Origin of the sequence: Bifidobacterium bifidum ATCC 29521 = JCM 1255 = DSM 20456 (assembly GCF_001025135.1) — a bacterium.
GTDB classification, from domain to species: domain Bacteria; phylum Actinomycetota; class Actinomycetes; order Actinomycetales; family Bifidobacteriaceae; genus Bifidobacterium; species Bifidobacterium bifidum.
Window position 1 is genome coordinate 1,109,589 of sequence record NZ_AP012323.1, and the last position, 24,331, is coordinate 1,133,919.

22 protein-coding genes and 1 pseudogene are annotated in these 24,331 nt (G+C 64.7%); 19 read left to right on the forward strand and 4 right to left on the reverse strand.

Translation table 11 applies throughout. The features are described 5' to 3' along the window. The first annotated feature begins 1 nt into the window (after nt 1). From BBBF_RS04600 to BBBF_RS04630, 7 genes are all read left to right on the forward strand, one after another. Nucleotides 2–1,864, forward strand: coding sequence for a phage tail spike protein (locus tag BBBF_RS04600; RefSeq protein ID WP_021648016.1), 1,863 nt, complete (start codon nt 2–4; stop codon nt 1,862–1,864). Nucleotides 1,865–1,874: 10 nt separating this feature from the next. Continuing rightward, nucleotides 1,875–2,270, forward strand: coding sequence for a hypothetical protein (locus BBBF_RS04605; RefSeq protein WP_021648017.1), 396 nt, complete (start codon nt 1,875–1,877; stop codon nt 2,268–2,270). After that, the gene (locus BBBF_RS04610; protein WP_021648018.1) at nt 2,267–4,099 is read left to right on the forward strand and encodes a hypothetical protein; all 1,833 of its coding nucleotides are present in this window, start codon (nt 2,267–2,269) and stop codon (nt 4,097–4,099) included. Before BBBF_RS04605 ends, BBBF_RS04610 begins: the two co-directional genes overlap by 4 nt. Nucleotides 4,100–4,154: 55 nt before the next feature. Next, entirely contained in the window at nt 4,155–4,973 is an 819-nt protein-coding gene (locus BBBF_RS04615) for a tail type measure protein (protein WP_013389885.1), read from the forward strand. After that, a complete protein-coding gene (locus BBBF_RS04620) occupies nt 4,966–5,373 on the forward strand; it encodes a hypothetical protein (RefSeq protein WP_003822313.1) in 408 nt (135 codons plus the stop codon). The genes BBBF_RS04615 and BBBF_RS04620 overlap by 8 nt, the downstream gene beginning before the upstream one ends. A gap of 230 nt (nt 5,374–5,603) precedes the next feature. Beyond that, nucleotides 5,604–6,029, forward strand: a complete 426-nt coding sequence (locus tag BBBF_RS04625) for a phage holin (RefSeq protein ID WP_003813084.1) — start codon at nt 5,604–5,606, stop codon at nt 6,027–6,029. Continuing rightward, the gene (locus BBBF_RS04630; protein WP_003816679.1) at nt 6,013–6,846 is read left to right on the forward strand and encodes a CHAP domain-containing protein; all 834 of its coding nucleotides are present in this window, start codon (nt 6,013–6,015) and stop codon (nt 6,844–6,846) included. Before BBBF_RS04625 ends, BBBF_RS04630 begins: the two co-directional genes overlap by 17 nt. Before the next feature lie 58 nt (nt 6,847–6,904). On the opposite strand, the gene BBBF_RS04635 is transcribed toward BBBF_RS04630, so the two are convergent. Together BBBF_RS04635 and BBBF_RS09850 are read right to left on the reverse strand one after the other, a co-directional pair. Further along, complete coding sequence (locus BBBF_RS04635) at nt 6,905–7,099, reverse strand: helix-turn-helix domain-containing protein (protein WP_003821307.1); 195 nt, start codon at nt 7,097–7,099, stop codon at nt 6,905–6,907. Further along, nucleotides 7,096–7,239: a hypothetical protein gene (locus tag BBBF_RS09850; RefSeq protein ID WP_017143391.1), complete on the reverse strand. Its 144-nt coding sequence runs from the start codon at nt 7,237–7,239 to the stop codon at nt 7,096–7,098. The genes BBBF_RS04635 and BBBF_RS09850 overlap by 4 nt, the downstream gene beginning before the upstream one ends. Before the next feature lie 705 nt (nt 7,240–7,944). Between BBBF_RS09850 and metE the strand changes: the two genes are divergently transcribed. Together metE and metF are read left to right on the forward strand one after the other, a co-directional pair. Continuing rightward, nucleotides 7,945–10,251, forward strand: coding sequence for a 5-methyltetrahydropteroyltriglutamate--homocysteine S-methyltransferase (gene metE / locus BBBF_RS04640; protein WP_021648019.1), 2,307 nt, complete (start codon nt 7,945–7,947; stop codon nt 10,249–10,251). A 57-nt stretch (nt 10,252–10,308) separates the two neighbouring features. Further along, nucleotides 10,309–11,157 carry a methylenetetrahydrofolate reductase [NAD(P)H] gene (metF, locus tag BBBF_RS04645; protein ID WP_033509688.1) on the forward strand — a complete coding sequence of 283 codons (849 nt, stop codon included), beginning with the start codon at nt 10,309–10,311 and terminating at the stop codon, nt 11,155–11,157. Nucleotides 11,158–11,273: 116 nt separating this feature from the next. Here the strand turns inward: metF and BBBF_RS04650 are convergent, their stop codons facing one another. Then, entirely contained in the window at nt 11,274–11,606 is a 333-nt protein-coding gene (locus BBBF_RS04650; protein WP_003821612.1) for a hypothetical protein, read from the reverse strand. A gap of 81 nt (nt 11,607–11,687) precedes the next feature. On the opposite strand from BBBF_RS04650, the gene BBBF_RS04655 reads away from it, so the two are divergent. The 10 genes and pseudogenes from BBBF_RS04655 to BBBF_RS04700 all read left to right on the forward strand — a co-directional run bounded on the left by BBBF_RS04655 (nt 11,688) and on the right by BBBF_RS04700 (nt 22,917). Next, the gene (locus BBBF_RS04655) at nt 11,688–14,786 is read left to right on the forward strand and encodes a bifunctional [glutamine synthetase] adenylyltransferase/[glutamine synthetase]-adenylyl-L-tyrosine phosphorylase (protein ID WP_021648021.1); all 3,099 of its coding nucleotides are present in this window, start codon (nt 11,688–11,690) and stop codon (nt 14,784–14,786) included. 140 nt (nt 14,787–14,926) lie between these two features. Next, nucleotides 14,927–15,889, forward strand: coding sequence for an aspartate carbamoyltransferase (pyrB, locus tag BBBF_RS04660; protein WP_003816671.1), 963 nt, complete (start codon nt 14,927–14,929; stop codon nt 15,887–15,889). Next, a complete protein-coding gene (locus tag BBBF_RS04665; protein ID WP_003816669.1) occupies nt 15,889–16,308 on the forward strand; it encodes an aspartate carbamoyltransferase regulatory subunit in 420 nt (139 codons plus the stop codon). Before pyrB ends, BBBF_RS04665 begins: the two co-directional genes overlap by 1 nt. A 108-nt stretch (nt 16,309–16,416) precedes the next feature. Then, nucleotides 16,417–17,841: a dihydroorotase gene (locus tag BBBF_RS04670; protein WP_033509690.1), complete on the forward strand. Its 1,425-nt coding sequence runs from the start codon at nt 16,417–16,419 to the stop codon at nt 17,839–17,841. Nucleotides 17,842–17,911: 70 nt separating this feature from the next. Continuing rightward, on the forward strand, nt 17,912–18,877 hold the full coding sequence (pyrF, locus tag BBBF_RS04675) for an orotidine-5'-phosphate decarboxylase (protein ID WP_021648024.1): 966 nt from the start codon (nt 17,912–17,914) through the stop codon (nt 18,875–18,877). A gap of 132 nt (nt 18,878–19,009) precedes the next feature. Next, nucleotides 19,010–19,840, forward strand: a complete 831-nt coding sequence (locus BBBF_RS04680; protein WP_003813104.1) for a dihydroorotate dehydrogenase electron transfer subunit — start codon at nt 19,010–19,012, stop codon at nt 19,838–19,840. After that, nucleotides 19,828–20,790 carry a dihydroorotate dehydrogenase gene (locus BBBF_RS04685; protein ID WP_021648026.1) on the forward strand — a complete coding sequence of 321 codons (963 nt, stop codon included), beginning with the start codon at nt 19,828–19,830 and terminating at the stop codon, nt 20,788–20,790. Before BBBF_RS04680 ends, BBBF_RS04685 begins: the two co-directional genes overlap by 13 nt. 21 nt (nt 20,791–20,811) lie before the next feature. Next, the gene (gene pyrE / locus BBBF_RS04690; protein WP_021648027.1) at nt 20,812–21,510 is read left to right on the forward strand and encodes an orotate phosphoribosyltransferase; all 699 of its coding nucleotides are present in this window, start codon (nt 20,812–20,814) and stop codon (nt 21,508–21,510) included. 108 nt (nt 21,511–21,618) lie between these two features. Beyond that, nucleotides 21,619–21,795: pseudogene (locus BBBF_RS04695) on the forward strand (MerR family DNA-binding transcriptional regulator); the annotation flags it as partial. 78 nt (nt 21,796–21,873) lie between these two features. Then, complete coding sequence (locus tag BBBF_RS04700; protein WP_021648028.1) at nt 21,874–22,917, forward strand: zinc-dependent alcohol dehydrogenase family protein; 1,044 nt, start codon at nt 21,874–21,876, stop codon at nt 22,915–22,917. Nucleotides 22,918–23,106: 189 nt separating this feature from the next. On the opposite strand, the gene BBBF_RS04705 is transcribed toward BBBF_RS04700, so the two are convergent. Next, nucleotides 23,107–24,258, reverse strand: coding sequence for a DUF6591 domain-containing protein (locus tag BBBF_RS04705; protein WP_229032622.1), 1,152 nt, complete (start codon nt 24,256–24,258; stop codon nt 23,107–23,109). Between the last annotated feature and the right edge of the window lie 73 nt (nt 24,259–24,331).

The window sequence follows — 24,331 nt, forward strand, 5'->3', positions numbered from 1 at the left end:
CATGTTCCACGTCTTCGACCGGTGGGGCAACCCGAAACCCGCCCCCATGACCGTCCTCGCCGCCCGGCGCACGCAGAACGTGGACGGCACCGACAACCTCGACCTGCTCAGCGACCTCGACCTCGAAAAAGGCGACCGAGTGGCATGGCGCGACCACATGGGCCTGTGGCGAGAATGGCTGGTCAACAGCATCGATACGTCACGCTCCGACCGGCTCCCCCTGTCCACCGCGCACTGCGTCGACGCCATCCAGGAACTCGCCTCCACGTATATCGAGGACAAACGCAACCGCTCGGCCACCGCCCTCACATGCGCGAAAAAAGCGCTCGCGGGCACACGATGGATTCTCGGCACCGTGCACGACGGCACCAAAACCACCGAGGCCGACCTCGCGTTCTACCACACCAACGCGCTCTCCGCAATCCAGGACATCTGCGCCACGTTCGGACTCGAGGCCGTCACCACCTACCAGCCCGACGCGACGGGCACGCGCATCGCGACCCGCACCCTCAGCCTCGTCAGCCGGCGCGGCGCGACCACCCCCACCAAACGCTTCACCTACGGCAAGGACCTCGCCTCGATCCGCCGCACCATCGACGCCACCCAGGTCGCCACACGCCTCTACGGATGGGGCAAAGGCGTCGCCACGACCGACGACGATGGGGAAGAGACCGGCGGGTACAGCCGCAAGATCAGCTTCGCCGACATCAACGACGGCAAGGCCTACGTCGAAGACGCCACGGCACTCGCCATATGGGGCATCCCCGGCCCCAACGGAACCCGCATCCACAGCGAGGCAGACGCGGAATTCCCCGACTGCGAAGACCCCAAACAACTCCTGACGTTCACCAAGGAAGCGCTCAAGACACGCAGCCAGCCGGTCGTCTCATACGAATGCGACGTCACCAGCCTCGCCGCCGCCGGCGTCAACGCCGAAGGCACCGACATCGGCGACACCGTCCACATCATCGACACCAGCTTCCCCACGCCCCTGCGCCTCGAAGGACGCATCCTGCAGATCGAACAGGACCTCGCCGGCGACCAGACCGCCACCACCATCACCCTCGGCAACATCACCACAGGCATCACCCGCCAGGACGACGCATGGCGCCGACAACTCGACCAGCTCATCTCCAACTCCGGCGCATGGAACGACGCCGCCACCGGCACCAAACCATACATCACCGACCTCATCAACCGCATCAACCAGATCATGAACACGACCGGCGGCTACACATACCTCAAACCCGGCCAAGGCATCTACGTGTACGACAAGCCCGAAGACCAGAACCCCACCCAATGCATCCACATCGGAGGCGGATACTGGCGCATCGCCAACAGCAAGAAGGCGAACGGAGACTGGGACTTCCGCGCGCTCGCCGACGGCAACGGCATCTACGCCAACGCCATATACACAGGCAAGCTCTCCGATGCCGCCGGCCACAACCAATGGAACCTCGACACCGGAGAACTCACCACCCGCGGCATGACCGCCACCAGCATCACCGCCGAAGGAACCTTCGCGTGCGGCAGCAAGGACTGGTACGGCATCGAGCTCAACAGCATCGGACAGCTCGCCGGCTACCGCAAGGGCAAGAAGGTCGGCTACATCGACTACTCGGGCGGCATGTACGAGGTATCCAACCCGTCGAAGGTCTACTACGGGCTCCAACTGCAAGGCGGATGCCTGCGCATCAGCACGCCCATCCTGTCCGTCGCCAAGACCACCGACACCCACGTCACCACCACACACGCCTACAACGGCAAACACCACTACATCTCCAAAATCACATCCTCCTCGGACGGCACCATCACCTGGTTCCAATCAACGACCGAGTACATCAACGGATTCTGCATCAACTGAAAGGACACCCATGCCAAGGATCACCAGATACTGGGCGCACGACCCCATCGGCAACAGCGAGGGCATCCTCGCCGGATACGAGCCCGCCGCGCTCAAGGCCGCGCAGGACCGGGGCATCATCTTCATCGCCGAACTCGACGACGGCACCCGACTGCGCGTCGACGCCAGCGACGTCACCGAACCCGAACCAGCCTCGTACACCATCGCCACACCCGACTACGTGGCCAGCCGCGTCACGCTCATCACGGACGCGCTCGACGCCGTCGCCGACATCCTCGACCCCCAGCCGACGGCGCTCGCCACGGCCAATGACGCCGCCGCGGACACCTCCGGAGACGACGCACGCCGACGCCTGCGCGACGCCATCGCCCACCTCAACGACCTCACGAAAGGAACAGGGAAATGACCCTCGACGGATTCCGCGACGTCACCGAAACACCCATCAGCCTCGACTTCTCCAACAGCTGGATCGCCGACATCCGACTCAACGCCGGCGACAAGGACGGACGCACCATCACCGTCGCCATCACCGACAACGGCCAGCCAATCACCTCCACGACCGGCATCACAAGCGTGGCGCTCGCCTACAACACCGCGCCGGGCGTCGAGGTCGGCGACCGCGTGCCCATGACCCCCGTGAGCGGGCAGGAGACCGCCACATACCGGGCGACGCTGCCCAGGCGGGCGATCGCCAAGCCCGGCGTCATCGCCCTGGGCGTGGAGGTCACCACCGCGGACGGCGCCAAGATCTGCTCCCGCAACTTCAAGGGCGTCGTCGAACGCGCCGTATGGGACGCCGAAAGCACCCAGGGGCAGGACAGCCTCACCCGCCTCGAACAACTCATCGCGGACGGCGACGCCGCCATCATCCGCGTCAACAACGCCATCACCGACGCGAACAACGCGGTCGCGGCCGCCAACCAGGTCATCGCGGACGCGCGCATCACCGGCGGCAACACCACCACCCTCGACCCGAACCAGCCGGCCACGTCCTCGCTGCGCGGCAGCGGCCTGCAGCGCATCCTCGACCTGTCCATCCCGCGCGGCGCGGGCGTCACCAGCGCCGGCGCCACCACCCTGGACCCCAACAAGCCCGCCACCGCGAGCATGCTGCAGGCCGGAAGCAAGGGCGACTACACGCTGATGGTCGGCGTGCCACGCGGCAGCAGGATCATCGGCGTGGGCGCGAACACCGTCAACCCCTCCCAGGACGCGTCCGCCAGCATGTCCACCGACGGCGCGGGCGACATGAGCCTCATCCTCGACATCCCGCGCGGCAGCCGGATCGCCGGCGTGACCGCCCGCACCCTCGCCACCGGCGAGGACGCCACCGTCACCGCCACCCGGGACGCGGCCGGCGACGCCACGCTCGCGTTCGGCCTGCCGCGGGGAGCAAAGGGCGACAAGGGCGATCCCGGGGATGCCGGGCAGGTCGCCACCGCCACCGTCGCCGGCGTCGTCAAGCCCGGCGACAACCTGAGCGTGCGCGCCGACGGCACGCTCGACGCCGCCGCGGCCCAGTACGAGCTGCCCGTCGCGAGCGACACGACCCTCGGCGGCGTCAAGGTCAGCAAGGTCGACTACACGGACGCCCGCACGTTCCCCGTCGTCGTGTGCGACGGCGAGAAACTCGGCCTGTCGTTCAAACTCGGAGACAACGCCATGCCCGACGGCATCGAGTTCCACGGCACCGAGAACACGACCATCGGCCTGAAGAAGGCCACGCAGGACGCGCTCGGCATCGTCAGGGGAGGGGGCAAAGGCATCCATGTCGCCGTGGACGGCACCCTCAACCTTGACCTGCCCGCGGCGACGGCGGGCGCGATCGGCGGCGTCAAGCCCGACGGCAAGACCATCACCGCCGCCGCGGACGGCACCATCACCGCCGTCGCGCAGACAGGCCCGGTGGAGTACAGGGAGCTCGTCGGATACGAGAACGCGGCGCAGGGATACGCGGTCCGCGTCTCCGACAGGACATGGCTGTGCTGCTTCAACTCGTTCGCCATGCAGACGGACGGCACGACACGACTGCCATACTTCTATGCCTTTCTCCGGCAGGCCGGCTCCTCGAGCCTGACCGCGCTGGTGGCCAACCCGTTCGACACGAACGGCATCACCCTCCTCTCCACCGACGGCGAACAGATGCGGTTCTCGTACGGAGGGGGCGGGCGCTGGGCCGGCGTGCGCGCGGTATCCGGCTTGGACGCCGCCACCCTCATCCTCACCGAGGCCTGAGCATGGACGCCATCATCATCAGCGTCACCGGGAGCCTTACAAGGAAGGAGCACTCATGACATTGGTGCATTTCCACCTGACCGACGCCGAGGGGCGCGGTCTGGATGGCAGCGTGAGCCTCGTGCCCACGAGGCGCGTCACGGTCGCCGATGCTATCCGTCTGCCGGTCGCGCAGACCGTCAGGCTTACGGCGGGCGAGGCCACGGCGGAGGTGATGCCCTCGACGACCCAGTGGGCGTGGAGGGCGTCTGAGCTCGTGGCGGGCGGAATCGTGCGATACGTCGAGGTGCCCGACAAGGAGTCGGCGGAATACTCAGGGCTGGCGGACGTGGATCCCAAGACCCTGGACCAATCCTCGGAGACCGTGGCCGCGTGGGAGCTCGTCACGCGTGCCGCGCAGGGCGTGCTCGACCGGATCGGCACGATCGACGACAAGGTGCAGTCCGCCGCGGCTTCGGCCGCTGCGGCGAAGGCGTCGGAAACGGTGGCCAGCCAGGAAAGCGCGAAGGCCGCCGCTGCGGCAGGCAAGGCGCAATCCTCCCAGTCCGAGGCGGCCAAAAGCGCACAGGCGGCGCACGAGTCGGAGATCACGGCCAATGGTCTGATCGGCGAGGCGAAGACCATCGCCGGTCAGCTCACCGAAACCGCCGGACAGGTCAAGCAGGATGCGGCCACGGCATCCCGGGCGGCGCAGACCGCCACCGTCAAGGCCGATGCCGCCGCTACCGCCCGGGATAGAGCGGAAACGGCGGGGCGCGGCCGTCGGATGGCCCCCAAACGTCTCGACCGGCTCGACCGCACCGTGGGATTCCACCACCACACACAGAGAGGATCGCCAATGCGACATCCCATCAGAGAGGAGCCACATGGCTGACGACATCATCACCAGCGTCGTCGCCGGCCTCCTCATCGCCGCCATCAGCGCCATAGCCGCCGGCCTCTGGCACCAACTCAAAAACCTGCGCTCGCAGATCGCCGACGAGGAGACCCGAAGGTCGGAGCATGAGCAGCTGATGGCCGACATGAGGCGCGGCTGCGAACACGAAAAACTCGTAGACGAGGCGCTGCGCACGCTTCTGCTGTGCAAGCTCGAACAGCAGCAGGACACGATGGTGCACGACCACCACGGCGTCGCCGACAATGACTTCAAACTCCGCGCCCAACGTGTCTACGACGCCTATCACGGATTGGGCGGCAACGGCCACGGCACCCAGGTCAACAACGATATCCAGAATGCGCCCATTGCGCCCCGGCTGGGAGGAAAGCCATCATGAGCATCACCATCAACGGCGTCAAGCCCGGCACGGCCACATTGACCATCCGGGCTGACACCCAGTAGGTTGATGCGCCCGTCACCGTGCGGGAGCACCTGTGACGGTGGCTTCCGATGCCGGCCACGATGTTCGGCGTCACCTACGCGGACGCCCATCTGAGCGTCCGCCTCTATAAAACCGACTGACCTAAGTCCCACACCCGTGGGGCTTCTTTTGTAAGGAGAACCATTATGGCAAACACCACCGGCGTGGCCGACCACAAGGCCACCGGCCCGGCGATTCCCGGCCTGACCGTGGAACGCACCAAGGCGATCATCCTGCTCATCGTCCAATTATTCAGCGTCGCGCAGACCGGCCTGAGCATCGCCGGCATCAGCCAGCTCCCGTTCACCACCGATCAGGTGAGCACGGCGATCACCGGCGTCATCGCCGTCATCGCATCCGTGTACGCGTGGTGGCGCAACAACAACCTGACCGGTGCCGCCGTGCAGGGACAGCAGCTCACCAACGCGATCAAAGCCAATATCATCGCCACCGCCACCGACGCCACGACCGGGACAGCTCAGGCGGCCTACGCGGTGTCCGACTCCAGGGGAGCCGACGCGACCGCTGACGTGGCACCCATCGAGGAGGTGTCCTATGGCGACGGCGAGTGAAGTCCTGCGCATCGCGGCGGGCGAAATCGGCTATTCCCGTTGGACCGACCCGCAGCCGGGCACGAAGTACGGGCGCTGGTACGCCCAATCCCACGGCTCATACTATGGCGCGTCGGGCGTCCCGTTCTGCGCGATGTTCGTCAGCTGGGTCATGAGCCGTGCCGGCCAAGCGTTCCCGGGACTGCCCGCCGCCTACGTGCCATACGTGCTCAGCGCGGGACGCTCCCGCGCGGTCAGCACGCGCAGCGCCAAACCCGGCGACATCGTGATATTCAACTGGGACGGCGGCGTGGTGGACCACATCGGCTTCGTGGAAGCCAACCACGGCTCGTACATCCAGACCATCGAGGGCAACACCAACAACGGGCGCGTAGCACGCCGCACCCGCGCATGGAACACCATCGCCGCCATCCTGCGCCCCGCCTACAGTGGCAGCGCCACGTCGTCCGGCGGCGGCACCGCATCCAGCGGCGGCACGGGCCGGCTCACGGTAGACGGCTCCTGCGGGCCGGCCACCATCCGCCGCTGGCAGCAGGTCATGGGCACCAGCGTGGACGGCATCATCAGCGGCCAGTACAGGCCGGACGGCCGGACATGGGGCCGACCCGCGCTCGTGGACTCGTGCGTGCGCTACGGTGGCGGCGGATCCAACCTCATCCGCGCCGTCCAACGCAAGCTCAGCCTCACCGCCGACGGACTCCTCGGCCCCGCCACCATCCGTGCCCTGCAGAAACACCTCGGCGTCGCGCAGGACTCGTGGTTCGGACCCGGCACCGCCCGAGCACTCCAAAGCCGCCTCAACACCGGCAGATTCTAAACACAAGCGCCCCTCGACTCCTATGCATGGAGCCGAGGGGCGCTTCTGCATATCTGCGTCAGAGGCGGGACTCGAACTCGTCGATCGTCATCTCGAGCGCGTCCGCCACTCTTCTGGCCGTGCCGAGCGCCATGAGCCTCGGGTCGCGCACGCCCCTGACCCACTCGTTGACCCGCTGTCTGGTAAGTCCGGCGGCGCGCGCGATCTGCGACTGCCGTATCCCCCGTTCATCCAGCATATCCGCGAACGTCATCCGTTCCGCCTCCCCGCCAGGTATCCGAGCGTCCCGGCGCACAGCGCCAGCACGCCTGCCGGTATCGAGTGTCCGGACAGCCCGGCGGCGAACGCGCCGAGCGCCATGACCAGCGAGCATAATCCCAGTCTGTCGTTCATGATGTCCCATGCGATAGGATGGGAGCCGGGCCTTCCGGATAGTTGGGATATTCGGAAGGCCCTTTCCTCACCGCCTGCGCCGCCTCCGTGGCGGCCTGCGCGGTTCGGGCTTCCGGTGGAGGGCAATCACCACCGTGGCTATGGGTGCTATGACCGCCCCGAGCCCGGCGAGAAATTCGCCCGCCGCCTTCAGCAGCTCCGTGACCTGTTGCATGTTCACCTCCTTTCCTTGCCGACTCCTCCATTGTAACCCAAACGGGTTACAATGTCAAGCCGGAGGAACCCCGACACACCGTATCCACACCATTCTCGGCACCCTATTTTTGCCCACATTTTGCCCACATTCTCACGGAAAAACAGGGTGAACAGGGAAAAACGGATAAACAAAAAAGCCCCTCAGCCTGAACCGCACCCCGATTGTTGGACTGAAGAAATTCAGATTCGATGATCGGAGGTGCGGTTCACAATGCTGGGGGAGGGGCCTTTTCTTGTTTCGGGTGATATCATACGGAGCAAACAGCAGATTGGAGTCGGTTCTGAGTGACATTTGAGTGACATTGAAACGCGGAGCCAACCACGAGAACGCATTGTGGCGCGTCAGGCTATAACCACCGTTTATAACGACACCTTAATGCTTCTGATGGCCTCGCAATCGGCGGGTTTTGGTAATCTAGGCGGGTCATAGTCGTACATAACGGAGGATTCATGCCTGCACTTACATCCGTCTCGGGATTCCCGCGCATCGGACAGAATCGTGAACTGAAGAAGATCATCGAAGCCTACTGGAAGGGCGCCGCCTCACTCGACGAGGTGCGCGGCACCGCCAAGGAACTTCGCGCGAAGCACTGGAAGCTGCAGGCACAGGCCGGCGTCGATCTCATCCCCAGCAACGACTTCAGCTACTATGACCAGATGCTGGACACCGCGATCCTGCTCAACGTCATCCCGCAGCGTTACAAGCGACTCGCCTTCACGAACCCCGAGGAGACGCTGTTCGCCATGGGCCGCGGCTATCAGGGCGACAAGGGCGACGTGACCGCCCTGCCGATGAAGAAGTGGTTCACCACCAACTACCACTACATCGTTCCTGAAATCGAGGAGAGCACCGAGATCCGCCTCAACGGCACCAAGCCGTTCGACGAGTTCAACGAGGCAAAGGCCCGGGGCATCCTCACCAAACCGGTGCTGATCGGCCCCTACACCTTCCTCAAGCTCGCCCGCAACGCGCAGGCCGAGGAGCTCACCTACGACAAGGGCCTGGTGAACGCGGTCGCCGCCGTCTACGCGGAAGTGATCAAGCGCTTCGCCGCACTCGGCGCCCAGTGGCTGCAGCTCGACGAGCCGTACCTCGTGCTCGACAAGGAGGACGGCGACGTCTCCCTCTTCAAGAGCCTGTACGCGAAGATCCTGCCCGCTCGCGAAGACAAGATCAAGGTGCTGCTCAACACGTACTTCGGCCACATCGCCGACGTGTACGAGACCGTGAACCTGCTGGGCTTCGACGGCATCGGCCTCGACCTCAACGAAGGCAAGGACGAGAACCTCGCCGCGGTCGAGAAGTACGGCGTCGCCGAGAACACCACCCTGTTCGCGGGCGTGGTCAACGGCCGCAACATCTGGCGCAACAACTACGCCGTCAGCCTCGGCCTGATCGACGCGCTTCGCCAGAAGACCGACAACGTGGCGGTATCCACCGCCAGCTCCCTGCTGCACGTGCCGTTCAGCACCGAGGGTGAGACCGCCCTTGACCCGGCCGTGCTCAAGCACTTCGCGTTCGCTGTCGAGAAGCTGACCGAGCTCAAGGAGATCGCCGTCCTCGCCGACTCCGATGAGGACGCCAAGAAGGCATCCGCCGATCTGGCCGCCAACCAGGCGCTGTTCGACGGCACCCGCGTTGCCGCCGATCCGGCGGTCGCCGAGCGCATCGCCAAGCTCACCGACGCCGACTTCGTGCGCCAGCCGGCCCGCGCCGAGCGTCAGAAGGAGCAGCGTGTCGCCCTTGGCCTGCCGCTGCTGCCCACCACCACCATCGGCTCCTTCCCGCAGACCAAGGAGATTCGCGCCGAACGCGCCAAGCTGCGTAAGGGCGAGATCACCAAGGCCGAATACGACGAGTTCATGAAGGCCCAGATCGACGCCTGCATCAGGCACCAGGAGCAGATCGGCCTCGATGTGCTGGTTCACGGCGAGTTCGAGCGCAACGACATGGTCGAGTACTTCGGCCAGAACCTCAACGGCTTCCTGTTCACCAAGAACGCCTGGGTGCAGTCCTACGGCACGCGCTGCGTCAAGCCTCCGATCGTGTGGGGCGACGTCTCCCGCGCCAACCCGATCACGGTGGAATGGTCCGCCTACGCGCAGTCCCGCACCAACCATGTGATGAAGGGCATGCTCACCGGCCCGGTGACCATCCTCAACTGGTCCTGGCCGCGCGAGGACATCACGCACGAGCAGCAGACCCAGCAGCTGGCTCTCGCCATCCGCGACGAGGTGCTCGACCTGGAGGCCGCCGGCATCAAGGTCATCCAGATCGACGAGGCCGCGCTGCGCGAGAAGCTGCCGCTGCGCAAGACCGACTGGCACGCCAAGTACCTTGACTGGGCCATCCCGGCGTTCCGTCTCGTGCACTCCGCAGTCAAGCCGACCACGCAGATCCACACGCACATGTGCTACTCGGAGTTCAACGACATCATCCGCGACATCGACGCGATGGACGCCGACGTAATCTCCTTCGAGGCGTCCCGTGGCGATCTGGTCGTGCTTGACGCGATCCATGACGCGCACTTCGAGACCGAGGCTGGCCCGGGCGTCTACGACATCCACTCGCCGCGCATCCCCGGCGAGCAGGAGATTGAGGACCGCATCTACGAGATTCTCAAGAAGATGGACATCGAGAAGGTGTGGATCAACCCCGACTGCGGTCTGAAGACCCGTGGTAACGCCGAGACCTGGCCGAGCCTTGAGCACATGGTCGCCGCCGCCAAGGCGGTTCGCGCCAAGATCACGAAGTAGGACCCTATAGGCCCCTGCTGGCGGGGGCAACTTCATACTTGTAGTAAGGAACCTGATATGCACACACCCATGTTTTCGCTGGAGGTGTTCCCTCCCAAGCGGGACGCCCCCGTCGGGACCATCTACGACACGCTTGACGGGCTCGAAGGCCTGAACCCCGACTTCATCTCGGTCACCTACGGGCACGGCACGCATTCGGACCGCACCGCCACCGCGCGCATCGCCAACACGATCCACGGGGAATACGGCATCCCCGCCGTGGCGCATCTGACCGCCCTGTACTCGGACGAGGCGAAGATCAACGAGGCGCTCGACATGTTCGAGGCGGCAGGAGTCTCCGCCGTGCTCGCCCTGCGCGGCGACTACATCGACGGCGAGGAGCCGGTCGGCCGCTTCAACCACGCCAGCGACCTCGCGGCCTACATCCACGACCGCAAGCCCGACCTCAATGTGTTCGGCGCCTGCTATCCTGAAGGCCACTATTCGGCCGCCTCGCTCGACGAGGACATCGGGAACCTGAAAATCAAGGTGGACGCCGGCGTCACGCATCTGATCTCCCAGCTGTTCTACGACAACGACGACTTCTACCGTTTCCTCGACAAGGCTCATGCGGCCGGCATCGACGTGCCGATCGAGGCGGGCATCATGCCCGTGCGCGGCGCGAAGTCGGTGCGGCGCATGGCGAAGGTCAATGCCTCGCGCATACCGGCTAAGCTCGAAGCGCTGCTCGACCGCTGGGGAGACGACATCCAGAACCTGCGCGCGGCCGGCATCATCTACGCCTCCGACCAGATCGCGGACCTCGTGGCCCACGGCGTCGACGGCGTGCACCTGTATTCGATGAATCATCCCGCCACCACACGCCGCATATGGCGCAACGTGGAGCCGCTGTTCACTGTGGAATGACACTCCCGGCAAACAGCCGATTACGGCAAAATCGTTGGGGCCAGACAGTCATGCGGCTGTCTGGCCCCAACCATATGAGAATGCGCGGCCGGCAACAGCACGCCGCGTATCTGCCGTCAGCGACGGCGACGCTTGCTACGCCTGAAGTCGGGTTTGGGCGCGAACCACGCGATCCGCGTGGTCACGGCCCGGCGAATCACCGGAACGTTGGCGATAGCGATGCCCAGAGCCACGGCGATGAGCGTCGTCCACATGGCGACGTTCATGGAGGCCAGGGCAAGCACGACGACGACCGCGACGATGGCGAAGCCGAGCACCTTCTGCGCGGTCGCCTGCGCAGGCGTCATCCTCTGCGGCTGCAGCGGCATGGCACCGGAAACAAAGCCCATCAGCAAGCCGACGATGGCGAAGACGATGGTTACGATCAGTTCTGCGGATGACAGTTGCATACCGCCATTATGTCCATCCGGCCACGACACGGCCGTGTCATCGCGGCCGAGGAGGCACGGTTTCTTGTAAAATTGTAGGTTATGACTGTTCCGGGAACCTTTGACACCAGCGCGCGCGAACTCATCCACGCAGGCCTGCAGAATCTCGACGAAGCCCGTTCACTGTTCCGCCAGCTCTCCGCCAGCGGATTCGATGCGGCACGCTGCGGCCTGCTGCTTGACGCGCTTCAGCATGTCTGTGATCCCGATGTCGCGCTGCGCAACCTCGTCGACATCGTCAACGCGCAGGTGAGCCAGGGCCGCGCGCTGGACGACATCATGCCCGACGACACGGCGTTCCGACAGCTGGTCGCCGTGCTCGGCGTCTCCGACGCGATGGGCAAGCTGATGCGGTTCCGCCCCGACCTGGTTCAGGCCGCGGCGACCGACCACTGCAACAGTCACCTCTACAACCATGACCAGCGCCGGGCGCACGTGCTCGAATCCGTCGGAGCCGACCCGAACGACCGCATGTCCCCGACAGCCACGATGGACCTTGCCGACGCCGCCACCGCCCTGCGCAGGACGTACCGCAACCAGTTGGCCGCCATCATCGCGCAGGACACCATGAGCGACGACCCCATCGCCCTGCAGCCGCGCATCAGCAGTGAGCTGTCCGACCTCGCCGATGCGGCCCTTGAAGGCGCCCTCGCCATAGCCCGGCATGAGATCACCGGCAGCGAGCACTGCCGTTTCGCCATCATCGGCATGGGCAAGCTCGGCGCGCGCGAACTCAACTACGTGTCCGACGTCGACCTGATCTACGTGGTGAAGGCCGCCGACGCGGACACCAGCCAGCAGCAGCTGTACCGCATCGGCACGAAGATGGGCACGATGTTGCAGCGCGTGTGCCAGTCGGTGATTATGGGAGTCGCCGAACCGGCACTGTGGCAGATTGATGGGGGACTGCGGCCGGAAGGCAAGGACGGCTCCCTCGTGCGCACACTGGAATCACATCAGGCATACTACGAGAAATGGGCGCAGAACTGGGAGTTCCGGGCGCTCCTTAAGGCGCGCCCGGTCGCGGGGGACCCGCAGATCGGCGACGCATACATGAGCATGACCAGGCCTATGGTGTGGAGCGCGTCGAAGCGCAAGAACTTCGTCTACGACTGTCAGCAGATGCGCAAGCGCGTCGAGGACCTCATCGCGCCCGCGCTCAAGGACCGCGAGATCAAACTTGGCCGCGGCGGCCTGCGCGATGTGGAATTCACCGTGCAGATGCTGCAGCTCGTGCATGGCCGCACCGATGAGACGCTGCGCGCCAGCGCCACGCTGGAATCGCTGCGCAGGCTGTCCGAGGGCGGCTACGTGTCGCGCAAGCAGGCCGCGAAACTCGCCCGGGATTACAGCTTCGAACGGGTGATGGAGCATCGTCAGCAGATGTGGGCGCTCAAACGCACGCACCTGTTCCCCGACCTCGGCGACGGCAGCGTCGGCGGACTTGAGAAGAAGCGCGACGTCAACGTCGAAAAGCTCAGCCAGAACCCCGAGCTGCGCAGGCTCGCCCGCGCGTTTGGCCTGCACGCCGAGGAGCTGGTCGCGAAATACGACGAGACGCGGCGCGAGGTGCGCCGGCTGCACATGGACATCTACTACCGCCCGATGCTGCCGATCGCGGCGTTGAACGGCGAGGATTTCTCGCTCGCCCCGCAGGTGGCCTACGAACGGTTCGCGTCCATCGGATTCGCCGATCCGGAGGCCGCCATGCGGCATGTGGCCGTGCTCACCGCAGGCGTGTCCCGAGCCTCCAAGATCAACCGCATACTGTTGCCGGCCGTTCTGCAATGGCTGGGGCAGGGGCAGAACCCCGACATGGGGTTGCTGAACTGGCGCAAGCTTGAGGAGCGTTTCGGCACGGACAGCGAGTACCTGGGCTTCCTGCGCGACTCCAATTCGGCCGCGCAACGGCTGTGCCACGTCCTGTCGAACTCCCGTTTCCTCGGCGACGCGCTGAACAAGTCCGTGGAGTCGGTCACCTGGCTTGGCGACGATGACGCGCTGATCGCACGCTCGCGCGAGAGCCTGGACGTGCAATGCCGGTCCTCTCTGAGCCGCAACGCCGACGGCATCAACGATTTCGCGACATCGATGCGAGCCATGAGGCGCCACGAGATCGAGCGCATCGGTCTGGCCCGGCTCAGCGGCGTGATGGACGAGACGGCGTGCCTGACCGGCATGACCGACGTGTACGACGCCATCATCGATGCGGCCTTGACATGGGCGATCCGCTATCAGACATCGGCGATGGGGCTCGGCGAGCCGCCTGCCGCGATCGCGGCGATCGGCATGGGACGCTACGGCGGCCAGGAGGTCAATTTCAGCTCCGACGCCGACATGATCCTGCTGTATAGGCCCGTGGACGGCGCCGACGAGCAGGTCGCCAACCAGTTCGCCCGCAAGGTGGTCGACGCGCTGCGGCAGGTGCTGCAGGGGCCGACCACGCTTGAGCCGAAGATCGAGATCGACCTGGACCTTCGCCCCGAAGGCAAGAACGGCCCGCTGATTCGCTCGTACGCCTCCTGCCGGGAGTACTACTCGTCATGGGCGAACACGTGGGAACATCAGGCGCTGCTGCGCGCCCGGTTCGTCGCCGGGGACCGGGCGCTCGGCGAGGATTTCCTCCACGACATCGCGGACCCGCTGCGATACCCGATAAGCCCGCTCACCGACGCCCAGCTCGGCGAGATCCGCAAGCTCAAGGCGCGCATGGAAGCCGAACGCCTGCCGCGCGGCGTGAGGCGCGACAGGCATCTCAAACTCGGCAAGGGCGGCCTGTCGGACGTCGAATGGACCGTGCAGCTCCTGCAACTGCAGCATGCCGGCGACAACGCCTCGCTGCGGCTGAATTCGACACTCGCGACGCTGGACGAGCTGGAACGCCGCAGGTTCATCGACCGCGGGGACGCGGCGGTGCTGCGCAAGGCGTGGCGCATGTGCACGGCGGCCCGCAACGGCAACTACCTGTGGAACGGACGCGTCTCGCAGGCCGACATCCTGCCCGACGACATGTATTCGCTGGGCGGCATCGCCGTGTATCTGGGATACGATGCCCACCGCGGGCAGCATTTCGAAAACGACCTGATGGGAACGATGCGCAAGGCCCGCGACGTGGCAGAGCATCTGTTTTATGGACGCTGATATGAGACGGTCGTGTGTGTCGCCTGTGAAAAATCAGAAATCTGCATTATAGTCGGATAGGTCACTTCAGTGGCCACCTTATCCGCTTCACGCATGAAAGGTGAGCTGTGTCAGTCACAGAGGAGCCGGCGGAGACGCCGTTGGTCGGTCAAAGCGTCATCACGCTGGATACGCTTTCCATTTCCCAGATTCGAGATTTGCTGCACAAGGCGGCATACATCGATGCGAACCGCAAACGCGTGGCGCATACCTGCGACGGCAGGGTGTTGGCCACGCTTTTTTATGAGCCCAGCACGCGCACTCGCCTGAGCTTCGAGACCGCCATGCTGCGGCTCGGCGGCCAGGTCATCGGGTTCGCCGGCGCGCAGCTCGCCTCGGTGTCCAAGGGCGAGTCCATCGCCGACACGCTCAAGACCGTGTCCAACTACGTGGACGTGGTCGCCATCCGCCACCCGAAGGAGGGAGCGGCGCTGGTCGCCTCGCGCGCCGCGTCCGTGCCCGTGATCAACGCGGGCGACGGCGGCCACATGCACCCCACGCAGACGCTCGCCGACTTGGCGACGCTGCAATCGCGCTTCGGTCGTGTCACCGACCTGACCATCGGCCTGTGCGGCGATCTGACGTTCGGCCGCACCGTGCATTCGCTGATCGAGACGCTGTGCCGCTTCGGCAACGTGCGTTTCGTGCTGATCAGCCCCGACGAGCTCAAGACCCCGCGCTATGTGATCGACCGCATCAAGGCGACGCCGTCCTGCTCCTACGTGGAGGTCAAGGACCTCGTCTCCGTGATCGGCGACCTCGACGTGCTGTACATGACCCGCGTGCAGCAGGAGCGCTTCTTCAACGAGGATGACTACCTGCGTCTGCGCGACACGTACATCCTCGACGAGGACAAGCTCTCCAAGGCCAAGCCGAGCATGGCCGTGCTGCACCCGCTGCCGCGCATCAACGAGATCGCCGTCGAGGTCGACGCCGACCCGCGCGCCGCCTACTTCGAGCAGGTCAAGAACGGCATGCTCATGCGTATGGCATTGGAAAGCTCGGTGGTCGGAGACCAGCTGCCGGGATATGAGCCGCTCGACCCCAAGGAGGTTCAGGCCTGATGGAAGTCACCAGCATTCAAAACGGCATCATCATCGACCATGTGCCCGCCGGCACCGCGCTCAAGGTGCTGGAGTACCTGAAGATCGATCCGTCCAAGACGCGGCTGGCGCTCATCATGAACGCCGACAGCCACCTGTACGGCACGAAGGACATCATCAAGATCGAGGATGAGGAAAACGTCGATCTCGACGTGCTCGGCCTGGTCGCCCGTCAGGCCACCGTCGGCATCGTGCGCGGCGGCAAGATCGTCCGCAAGCTCAAGCCCACGCTGCCGGAACACGTGGTGAACATCATCACCTGCGTGAATCCCCGTTGCGTGACCACCACCGAGCGTGGTATCGACCAGATGTTCCATCTCGTGCATTCGCAGCGTCAGGAGTACCGCTGCGACTACTGCGACGAGGAAGCCAAGTTCTGACCTCACGCCCGTCGTTTCGCGGTTTCGGACGTCAAGCTCTGGCGACCGAAACCGCGATCCAGCGGGTGCAACCGTCTTCATCAGAGCCAACCCCACAAGGAGATGCATATGCTGATCTTACGCAACATTCGCGTCTGGGACACCGGCGAGATCATCGACATGGTGATTCCCTCGGCCGACGCACGCAATCAGCCGGAGGACGGCGGCGTCATCGAAGGTGACTTCGACGCCACCGGGCTGACGGTCGCCCCCGGCTTCGCCGATCCGCACGTGCATTTCCGCGATCCCGGCCAGACCTATAAGGAATCCATGGTGTCCGGCTGCAGGGCGGCTGCGTCGGGCGGCTACACGAACGTACTCATCATGCCGAACACTGTCCCCGCCATGGACGGGCGTGCGGTGAAGGCCGGCGCATCCGGTGCCGCGGAGGTGCTGGACGCAGGCTGCAGCGACGTCATCGACTACCTGCAGCATTACGAGCGGGTGCACGACGTGTCGCTGCCGGTGCGCTACGACCTGTGCGTATGCGCCTCCAAGGACCGCGCCGGCGTCGAGGCGAGCGACCCGGCCGACTGGCTGCGCCATCTCGACGGCCATGACATGGATGGCAAGGACGCGTGGCAACTGGCCCACCCGGTCACCGCCATCAGCGACGACGGGGCCGCGGTGACGCCCGGCCTCCTCGACCAGGTGCTCGCCAACGTCAAGAAGAGCGGCCTGTATCTCATCGAGCATTGCGAGCATCACGACACCGGTGCGGTCAACGACGGCCCGGTTTCCCGCAAGCTCGGCGTGCCGGGAATCCCGGAGGACACCGAACTGAAGATCGTCGCGCGCGACATCGAGAAGGCGCGCGAGACCGGCGTGCACATCCACTTCCAGCATGTCAGTACGGCCATCTCCTTCGACGCGATCCGCAAGGCCAAGGCGGAAGGGCTGCCAATCACCTGTGAGACCGCGCCGCACTATCTGGCGCTGTGCGACGAGGACCTGCTCGAATACGGCACGCTGGCGAAGATGAACCCGCCTCTGCGATCGGCCGCGGATCGTCAGGCAACGATTGCCGCGATCGCGGATGGCACGGTCGACCTGCTGGCCACCGATCATGCGCCCCACACGCTGGAGGAGAAGGAACGCGGCTTCCTGGAGGCGCCCAACGGCATCATCGGGCTGGAATGCGCGTACGGCGTGTGCCACAAGGTGCTGGTCGACGGGGGTTACATCTCCGACCAGCGGCTCATCGAGCTGATGAGCGTCGCGCCCTCGCGCCTGATGGGCCACCGGCCGACCGACGTCGCCGCGCTGCTCAACGTCACCGCCCCCTGCGCGTCCAAGCGCACTCTGGACCTGTCCGCCGTGGAGCACCCGGAGAACGTCGACCTCGCCATCCTCAACACGTCCGAGGCATGGACCGTCGACCCCGAGAAGTTCCTGTCCAAGGCCCGCAACACGCCCTTCGGCGGATGGCATGTCACCGGGCGTCCGCTGGCGACCGTCATCGGCTCCACGCTGGTATTCAGCCGCATTCACTGACGGCAGATTCGAACCGGCCCGCAAACCCGCCGTCAGCGGCGGGGCAGACACATGAAAGGAAGTACCACGCATGGATCGTTTGATCGAAGCCATTGAGGAGGCACAGAACCCCAGCGTCGTCGGACTCGATCCGACGCCTGCGCTGGTCCCGCCGCAGGTCGTGGATTCGTTCACCGACGAGGTGCGGGAATCCATCGAGGATGAGTCCGAATTGCCCGCGGCACGTCTGGCCGTAGCGTATTTCGAATTCAACCGGGCGATCATCGATGCGGTCGCCGACATCGTGCCCGCGGTCAAGCCGCAGATCGCCATGTATGAGGCGATCGGCCCGGCCGGGGTCGACACATACACGATGACCTGCGAATACGCCCAGCAGCAGGGCCTGTACGTGCTCGGCGACATCAAGCGCGGCGACATCGGATCCACGGCCGCCGCATACGCCGGTCATCTATCCGGAGTCACCGACGGCGACGGCCTGTATGACCCCTGGCACGAAGATGCCGTCACCGTCAACCCTTATCTCGGCACGGATGGCATCACGCCGTTCGTCGAGGCAGCCACGGCGCACGACAAGGACATCTTCGTTCTTGTACGGACGTCCAACCCTTCCAGCTCCGAATTGCAGGAGCTGGAGCTTGCCGGCGGCGAGAAGCTGTACGAACGTACAGCGGACCTGGTGGAGGGCTGGGGCGCCGACACCATCGGACGCCACGGGTATTCGCACGTCGGCGCGGTCGTCGGCGCGACCCATCCGCAGGAGGGCAAAGCGCTTAGGGACCGGATGCCCCACACTTTCTTCCTCGTGCCGGGGTACGGCGCGCAGGGAGGCAAGGCGGGCGACGTCGCCGGGATGTTCGACGCCGACGGCTCCGGTGCCATCGTGAACTCCTCACGCGGCATCATCGGCGCATGGCGCAAGAGCGAGGAATACCGCGAGGACATGAGCGCCGACGACGCGCTCGACCTGGTGGCGCGCTGCGCCCGCAAGGCCGCGCAGGACATGCGCGACGACCTGCGCGTCAACGTGTACCGCTGAGGCGGTGAGCCGCATGCGGTGATTCGGCTTCGGGAGACGCCGCCGAATCACCGCATTTCGTTGCGCCACGAGCGCGTCACGGCATCGTCATGCCGTAATCTTGAACTGATGGTCACATGGATGGAGGAGTGTATGCCAGCAGCCACCTTCACGCCGGTCGATGATGTCGTAAGCCAAGCGACTTCCGCCGGTTTCTTCCCCGGACGACATGCCGTCGACGTCACCGATGTGCGCAGGCTGTCGGACGGCGTATTCCGCCTGACGTTCCGCGACGGATACATCGCCGCCCACGCCAAGGCGGCGCAGTTCGTCAACCTGTTCAGCCATGACAGCATGATGCTGATGCCGCGTCCGTTCGGGGTGAGTGAGGTGCGCGACGATCTGGTCAGCGTCATCTTCGCCGTCGTCGGCAAGGGGACGCAGGAGTTCTCGCGTCTTCATGCCGGGGACCGGATCGACGTGCTCGGCCCGCTCGGCCGCCCGTTCAACACGAAACGCGACGCACACTATCTGCTGGTCGGCGGAGGCCTGGGCGTGCCGCCGCTGATCTATGCCGCGCAACGGTTGCAGGCGTCGGAAAAGTCACACTCGACCGCGGTGTTCGGCTACAGGAACGTGCATTTCGCCGATGAGATCGTGAGCTCTTACGCACACCGCACGCTGAGCATCGACGAGTCGGAAGGCAACGTCATCACGTTGCTTGACCGCATGGAATCACAAGGGGAACTGGCGGCCGGCGGCCTGGAGCCGGTCGTGCTGTCGTGCGGCCCGCTGCCGATGATGAAGGCGGTGGCCCTGTGGACGACCGCGCGGGGCATCGAATGCCAGCTCAGCATGGAGCAGCGCATGGGATGCGGATACGGCACATGCGTGACCTGCGTGGTCGATACGGTCGCCGGGCGCAGCAAGGTGTGCTCTGACGGACCGGTGTTCACCGCCCAGCAGCTCGGATGGGAGGCGTGACCATGGATGCCGTCACCGACACGAACGTATATGAGCCGCACCAGTGGAAGCATTCGACCATCGTCGCCGGCGTCAAATGGAAGAACCCCGTCGGCACCGCGTCCGGGACGTTCCAGCTCGCGGCATGCCGTTGGTTCTATGACGTGAGCCAGATGGGCGCCATCTGCACCAAGGGCGTGTCCCCAGAGCCATGGCAGGGCAATCCCGGCCCGCGCACGGCGGAGACCCCCGCCGGCATGGTGAACTCCGTGGGGTTGCAGAATCCCGGCGTGGATCATTATCTGGTGGACGAGCTGCCCAAGCTCAAGGACCTCGGAGCCACGGTCATCACCAATGTCGCCGGGCATAGCGACGACGAGTACGCCGAAGTCGTGGCGAAACTGGCCGACTCGCGCGCCGACATGCTGGAGATCAACGTCAGCTGCCCCAACGTCAATCACGGCGGCATGAGCGTCGGAACCGACCCGGAGGCGCTGCACCGCCTGATCGACCGCCTGCGCAAGATCACCTCAAAGCCGATGATCGTGAAACTGTCGCCCAACGTCACCGACATCACGGCGATCGCACGGGCCGCGGTGGATGCCGGCGCCGACGCGCTGAGCCTCATCAACACGCTGGTCGGCATGCGCATCGACATCCGCACCGGCGAACCGATCCTCTCGAACCGCACGGGCGGCGTGTCCGGCCCGGCGATCTTCCCGATCGCGCTGAGCTACGTGTGGCGCGTGCGTCAGGCGCTGCCCGACATTCCGATCATCGGCATCGGCGGCATCGACTCGGGGGAGAAGGCACTGGAATACCTGTATGCGGGCGCGAACGCCGTCGAGGTCGGCGCGGCTGCCCTGTACGATCCGACGGCACCACTGCGCGTGGCCCGCGAGCTCGACGACCTGTTGGATTCAAGGCCCGAACTTGCGGCGAAGCTCGCAGCGGGGGAGACTTGGAGATAACCATCAATTGAGGAGGGTATTGTGACCATCGCGACTCTTGACCATCGCTTCACCGAATTCCTGCTGGAATCGAACGCGCTGAAGTTCGGCGACTTCACCCTGAAATCAGGGCGTCAATCGCCGTATTTCATCAACGCCGGCGCGTTCAATGACGGTCGCAAGATCGCCACGCTGGGTGCGTTCTACGCCGAGAAGATCGCCGAGGAGATCAAGGCCGGGCGTCTTCCGCACGACATCGACACGGTGTTCGGCCCGGCTTATAAGGGCATTCCGCTGGCCGTATCCACCGCGATCGCGCTGACCTCCGGCCACGGCATGCAGGTCGGCTACACGTTCGACCGCAAGGAGAAAAAGGACCACGGCGACGGTGGCATGATGGTCGGCACGCAGCTGGCCGACGGCATGAAGGTGCTGCTCGTCGACGACGTGATGACCGCAGGAACCGCGGTGCGCGAGGTCATCCCCAAGCTCAGGGCCGAGGCCGACGTCGACATCGTCGGTCTGGTGTTGAGCGTCGACCGTATGGAGAAGACGAAGGACTCCGACCTGTCCGCGGTGGCCGCGGTCGAGAAGGAATTCGGATTCCCCGTGCTCGCCATCGCCAATGTGCGCGAGATCTTCGAGGCCGGGCGCAACATCGTCACGTCCGACGGCCAGCCGTACGTGACCGACGCCATCAAGAGCGCGGCCGACGACTATCTCGAACGCTACGGCGCCTGATTCGTATCCGGCGCTGACGGGCTGCGGCATTGCATTTGCCGTAGCCCGTTTTCTTATGGGCGTGTCGCCGTTTTACTTCAAGTACTTGAGGTTTTTAGAGTTGACGATATGAGCACAACAACCGCATGGCATACGATTCGCGAGGCGGCGATGATTTCCGGGCTTCCGGAGTCCACGCTGCGCTACTACGAGCAGATCGGCATCATCGCTCCCATCGCCCGTGACCCGAGTTCGGGGCATCGCGCCTATTCGAAAAGCTCATCGAAGAGAACCGGAACATCATCGAGCAGGTGAAGCGCCTGCAGCCCGACGCCAAACAATAGCCGGCAACCGACAGATATTCACAACAAAGGAGTGATTGACATGATCGAAATGATGAAGGCTGCGATATTCGTGGAGCCCGGCAAGATGACCGTCGAGGAGGTGCCGAAGGCGACGCTTCGGCAGGACGACGACATCGTGATTCGCGTGGTGCGCACTTGCGTGTGCGGTTCCGATTTGTGGTTCTTCCGTGGGCTGAGCAGACAGGCCGCACACAGCCAGGTGGGTCACGAGTCCATCGGTGTGGTCGAAGAGGTTGGCGCGGCGGTCGAATCCGTCAAGCCCGGCGACTTCGTGGTTGTGCCGTTCCCGTACAGTTGCGGCAAGTGCCCGGTGTGCAAGGCCGGCTTTGAATCCGTGTGCCCGCACGGCGGCTACTTCTCCGCCTGTCAGGCCGAATACCTGCGCGTACCGGAGGCGGACGGCACCGTGGTCAAGGTGCCCGGTTCGTCGGAAGACTACGATGACGCGACGCTTGCTTCGCTGCTGACCATTTCCGATGTGATGTCCACCGGTTATCACGCGGCGGCTTCTGCCGATGTCAAGCCCGGTGACACCGCCGTGGTCATGGGCGATGGCGCAGTTGGCCTGTGCGGTGTGATTGCCGCCAAGATGCGCGGTGCCACGCGCATTATTGCCATGAGCCGTCACGAGGATCGCGCGGCGCTCGCCCGCGAATTCGGTGCGACTGATATCGTGCCCGAGCGCGATCAGGCCGCCGTCGACAAGGTGCTGGGGATGACCGGCGGCTATGGTGCCGACGCTGTGCTCGAATGCGTGGGCTCCAAGCAGTCCTTCGACACGGCGATCGGTCTGATCCGTCGTGGTGGCGTGATCGGCCGCGTGGGCCTGCCGCATGATGTGGTAATCAGCGCCGAAGGCACGTTCTACGGCAACATCGGCATCAAGGGCGGCCCGGCTCCCGTGCGCCACTATGATCTTGACGCCGGTCTGCTGGACGCGGTGCTTGAGGGGAGGATCAACCCCGGTCGCGTGTTCACCGCCGAGTACGACCTCGACCACATCCAGGACGCCTATGAGGCCATGGACCAGCGCAAGGTGATTAAGGCGCTGATTCGCCTCTAGGCGAGGCGGTTGTATCAGCGAATCGTTCTCAATAAGAAACGTGCGAGGATTCCTCACAAAACAGCACAATCGAACATCAAGGGGATGCCCGGAATTGCAACGTTCCGGGCATCCCCTTGTTCGTTTTGGCCTCAGCGACGGCTCGCACTTTTCTTATTGAGAACCGTTCGCTGAACACCCGGCGCGCGTCTATTGCGCCGTCGAGGCGCCCACCGAAGCGAGTCGCTGATTCACGCGGGTCTGAACCTCGATATAGTACTGCTGCTCCTCGGGGGTCAGCGAATTCTCGTCGATGGCGTCGAGCTTCTTCATGGCATCGTTGTACTTGACCATTATCTTCGCGTAGTCGGCCGCCATGCTCGCCGGGTGCCCGCCGGCGTTGTACTTCTCCATGAAGTCGGCGTACTCGTTCATCAGCGACTCGTAGCTGTCCATCGCGGCCTTGAAATCGGCGTCGGAGCTGGATCCGGTGGAAGCGTCGCCGGAACCCGAATCATCGTTGTTTTGCGTGGCGCCGTTCCCGGACGTGCTGGAAGTCGAAGAGTCGTCCGGGGCGAGGATGAGAATGGCCATGATGGAGTCGCCCTTGGAATCGTATCTGATATTGACCGAGTAGCCGGCGGCGTTCTTCGCGTTGAACGCGGAGGAGCTCTTGAAGTAGTCGACGGTGAATCCCTTCTCCTGCAGAGCCTTGACATAGTTGTCGTACGCTGTGGCATCGGTGCCGCACACCTTGATGTAGAACGCGCTCGAGCTATCCTTCTCGATCTTACCCTTGGAGGATTCCGGCTTGGGCAGCTGACTGGCCAGGTCGGTCGTCGGCCATGAGTAGGCATCGCATTTGGCCTTCGCGGCTTCCTTCGCGGCCTGTTCCGCGGCGTCATGAGAGGCCTTGGCCTCGAGGCCGTTGCGTACGACATCCACGCCGCCGACGATCAGCGCCACCACGGTGATACCGACCGCGACCCAGGCGAGCACGCGCCCCTGCGCCTTGCCGTCCTTGCGGGTTGTGTAGACGGAGAATCCGGACAACAATACCGGCAACAGCGCGAAGAATGCCAACAGACCCCAGCTGTTCACACCGATGAAGGTGATCAGCAGGAACACCGCGGCGACGATGATCGCGAACACCGCCAGCTTGGAGGTCTTCTTGTTACGGACATCGGGTGCGTCGGGTGTATTGGGAGTGCTAGGAGTGCCGGGGGCGATGGGGATGACGCCCGGCGTCTGCGGCGGCACGGTGTTCCCCGCGGGCTGGACCGGCATGGGCTGAGTGGGCTGGACGGGTTGCGGCCCCGATCCTTGGGGTGGCTGTGGCGTGAAATCGGATGGGTTCGTCATGGTCTGCTCTTTCTCTTCAATCGCGCGTTTATGCGCGGACACTGGTGACATCGTCCATTGTCATGGGCGATGC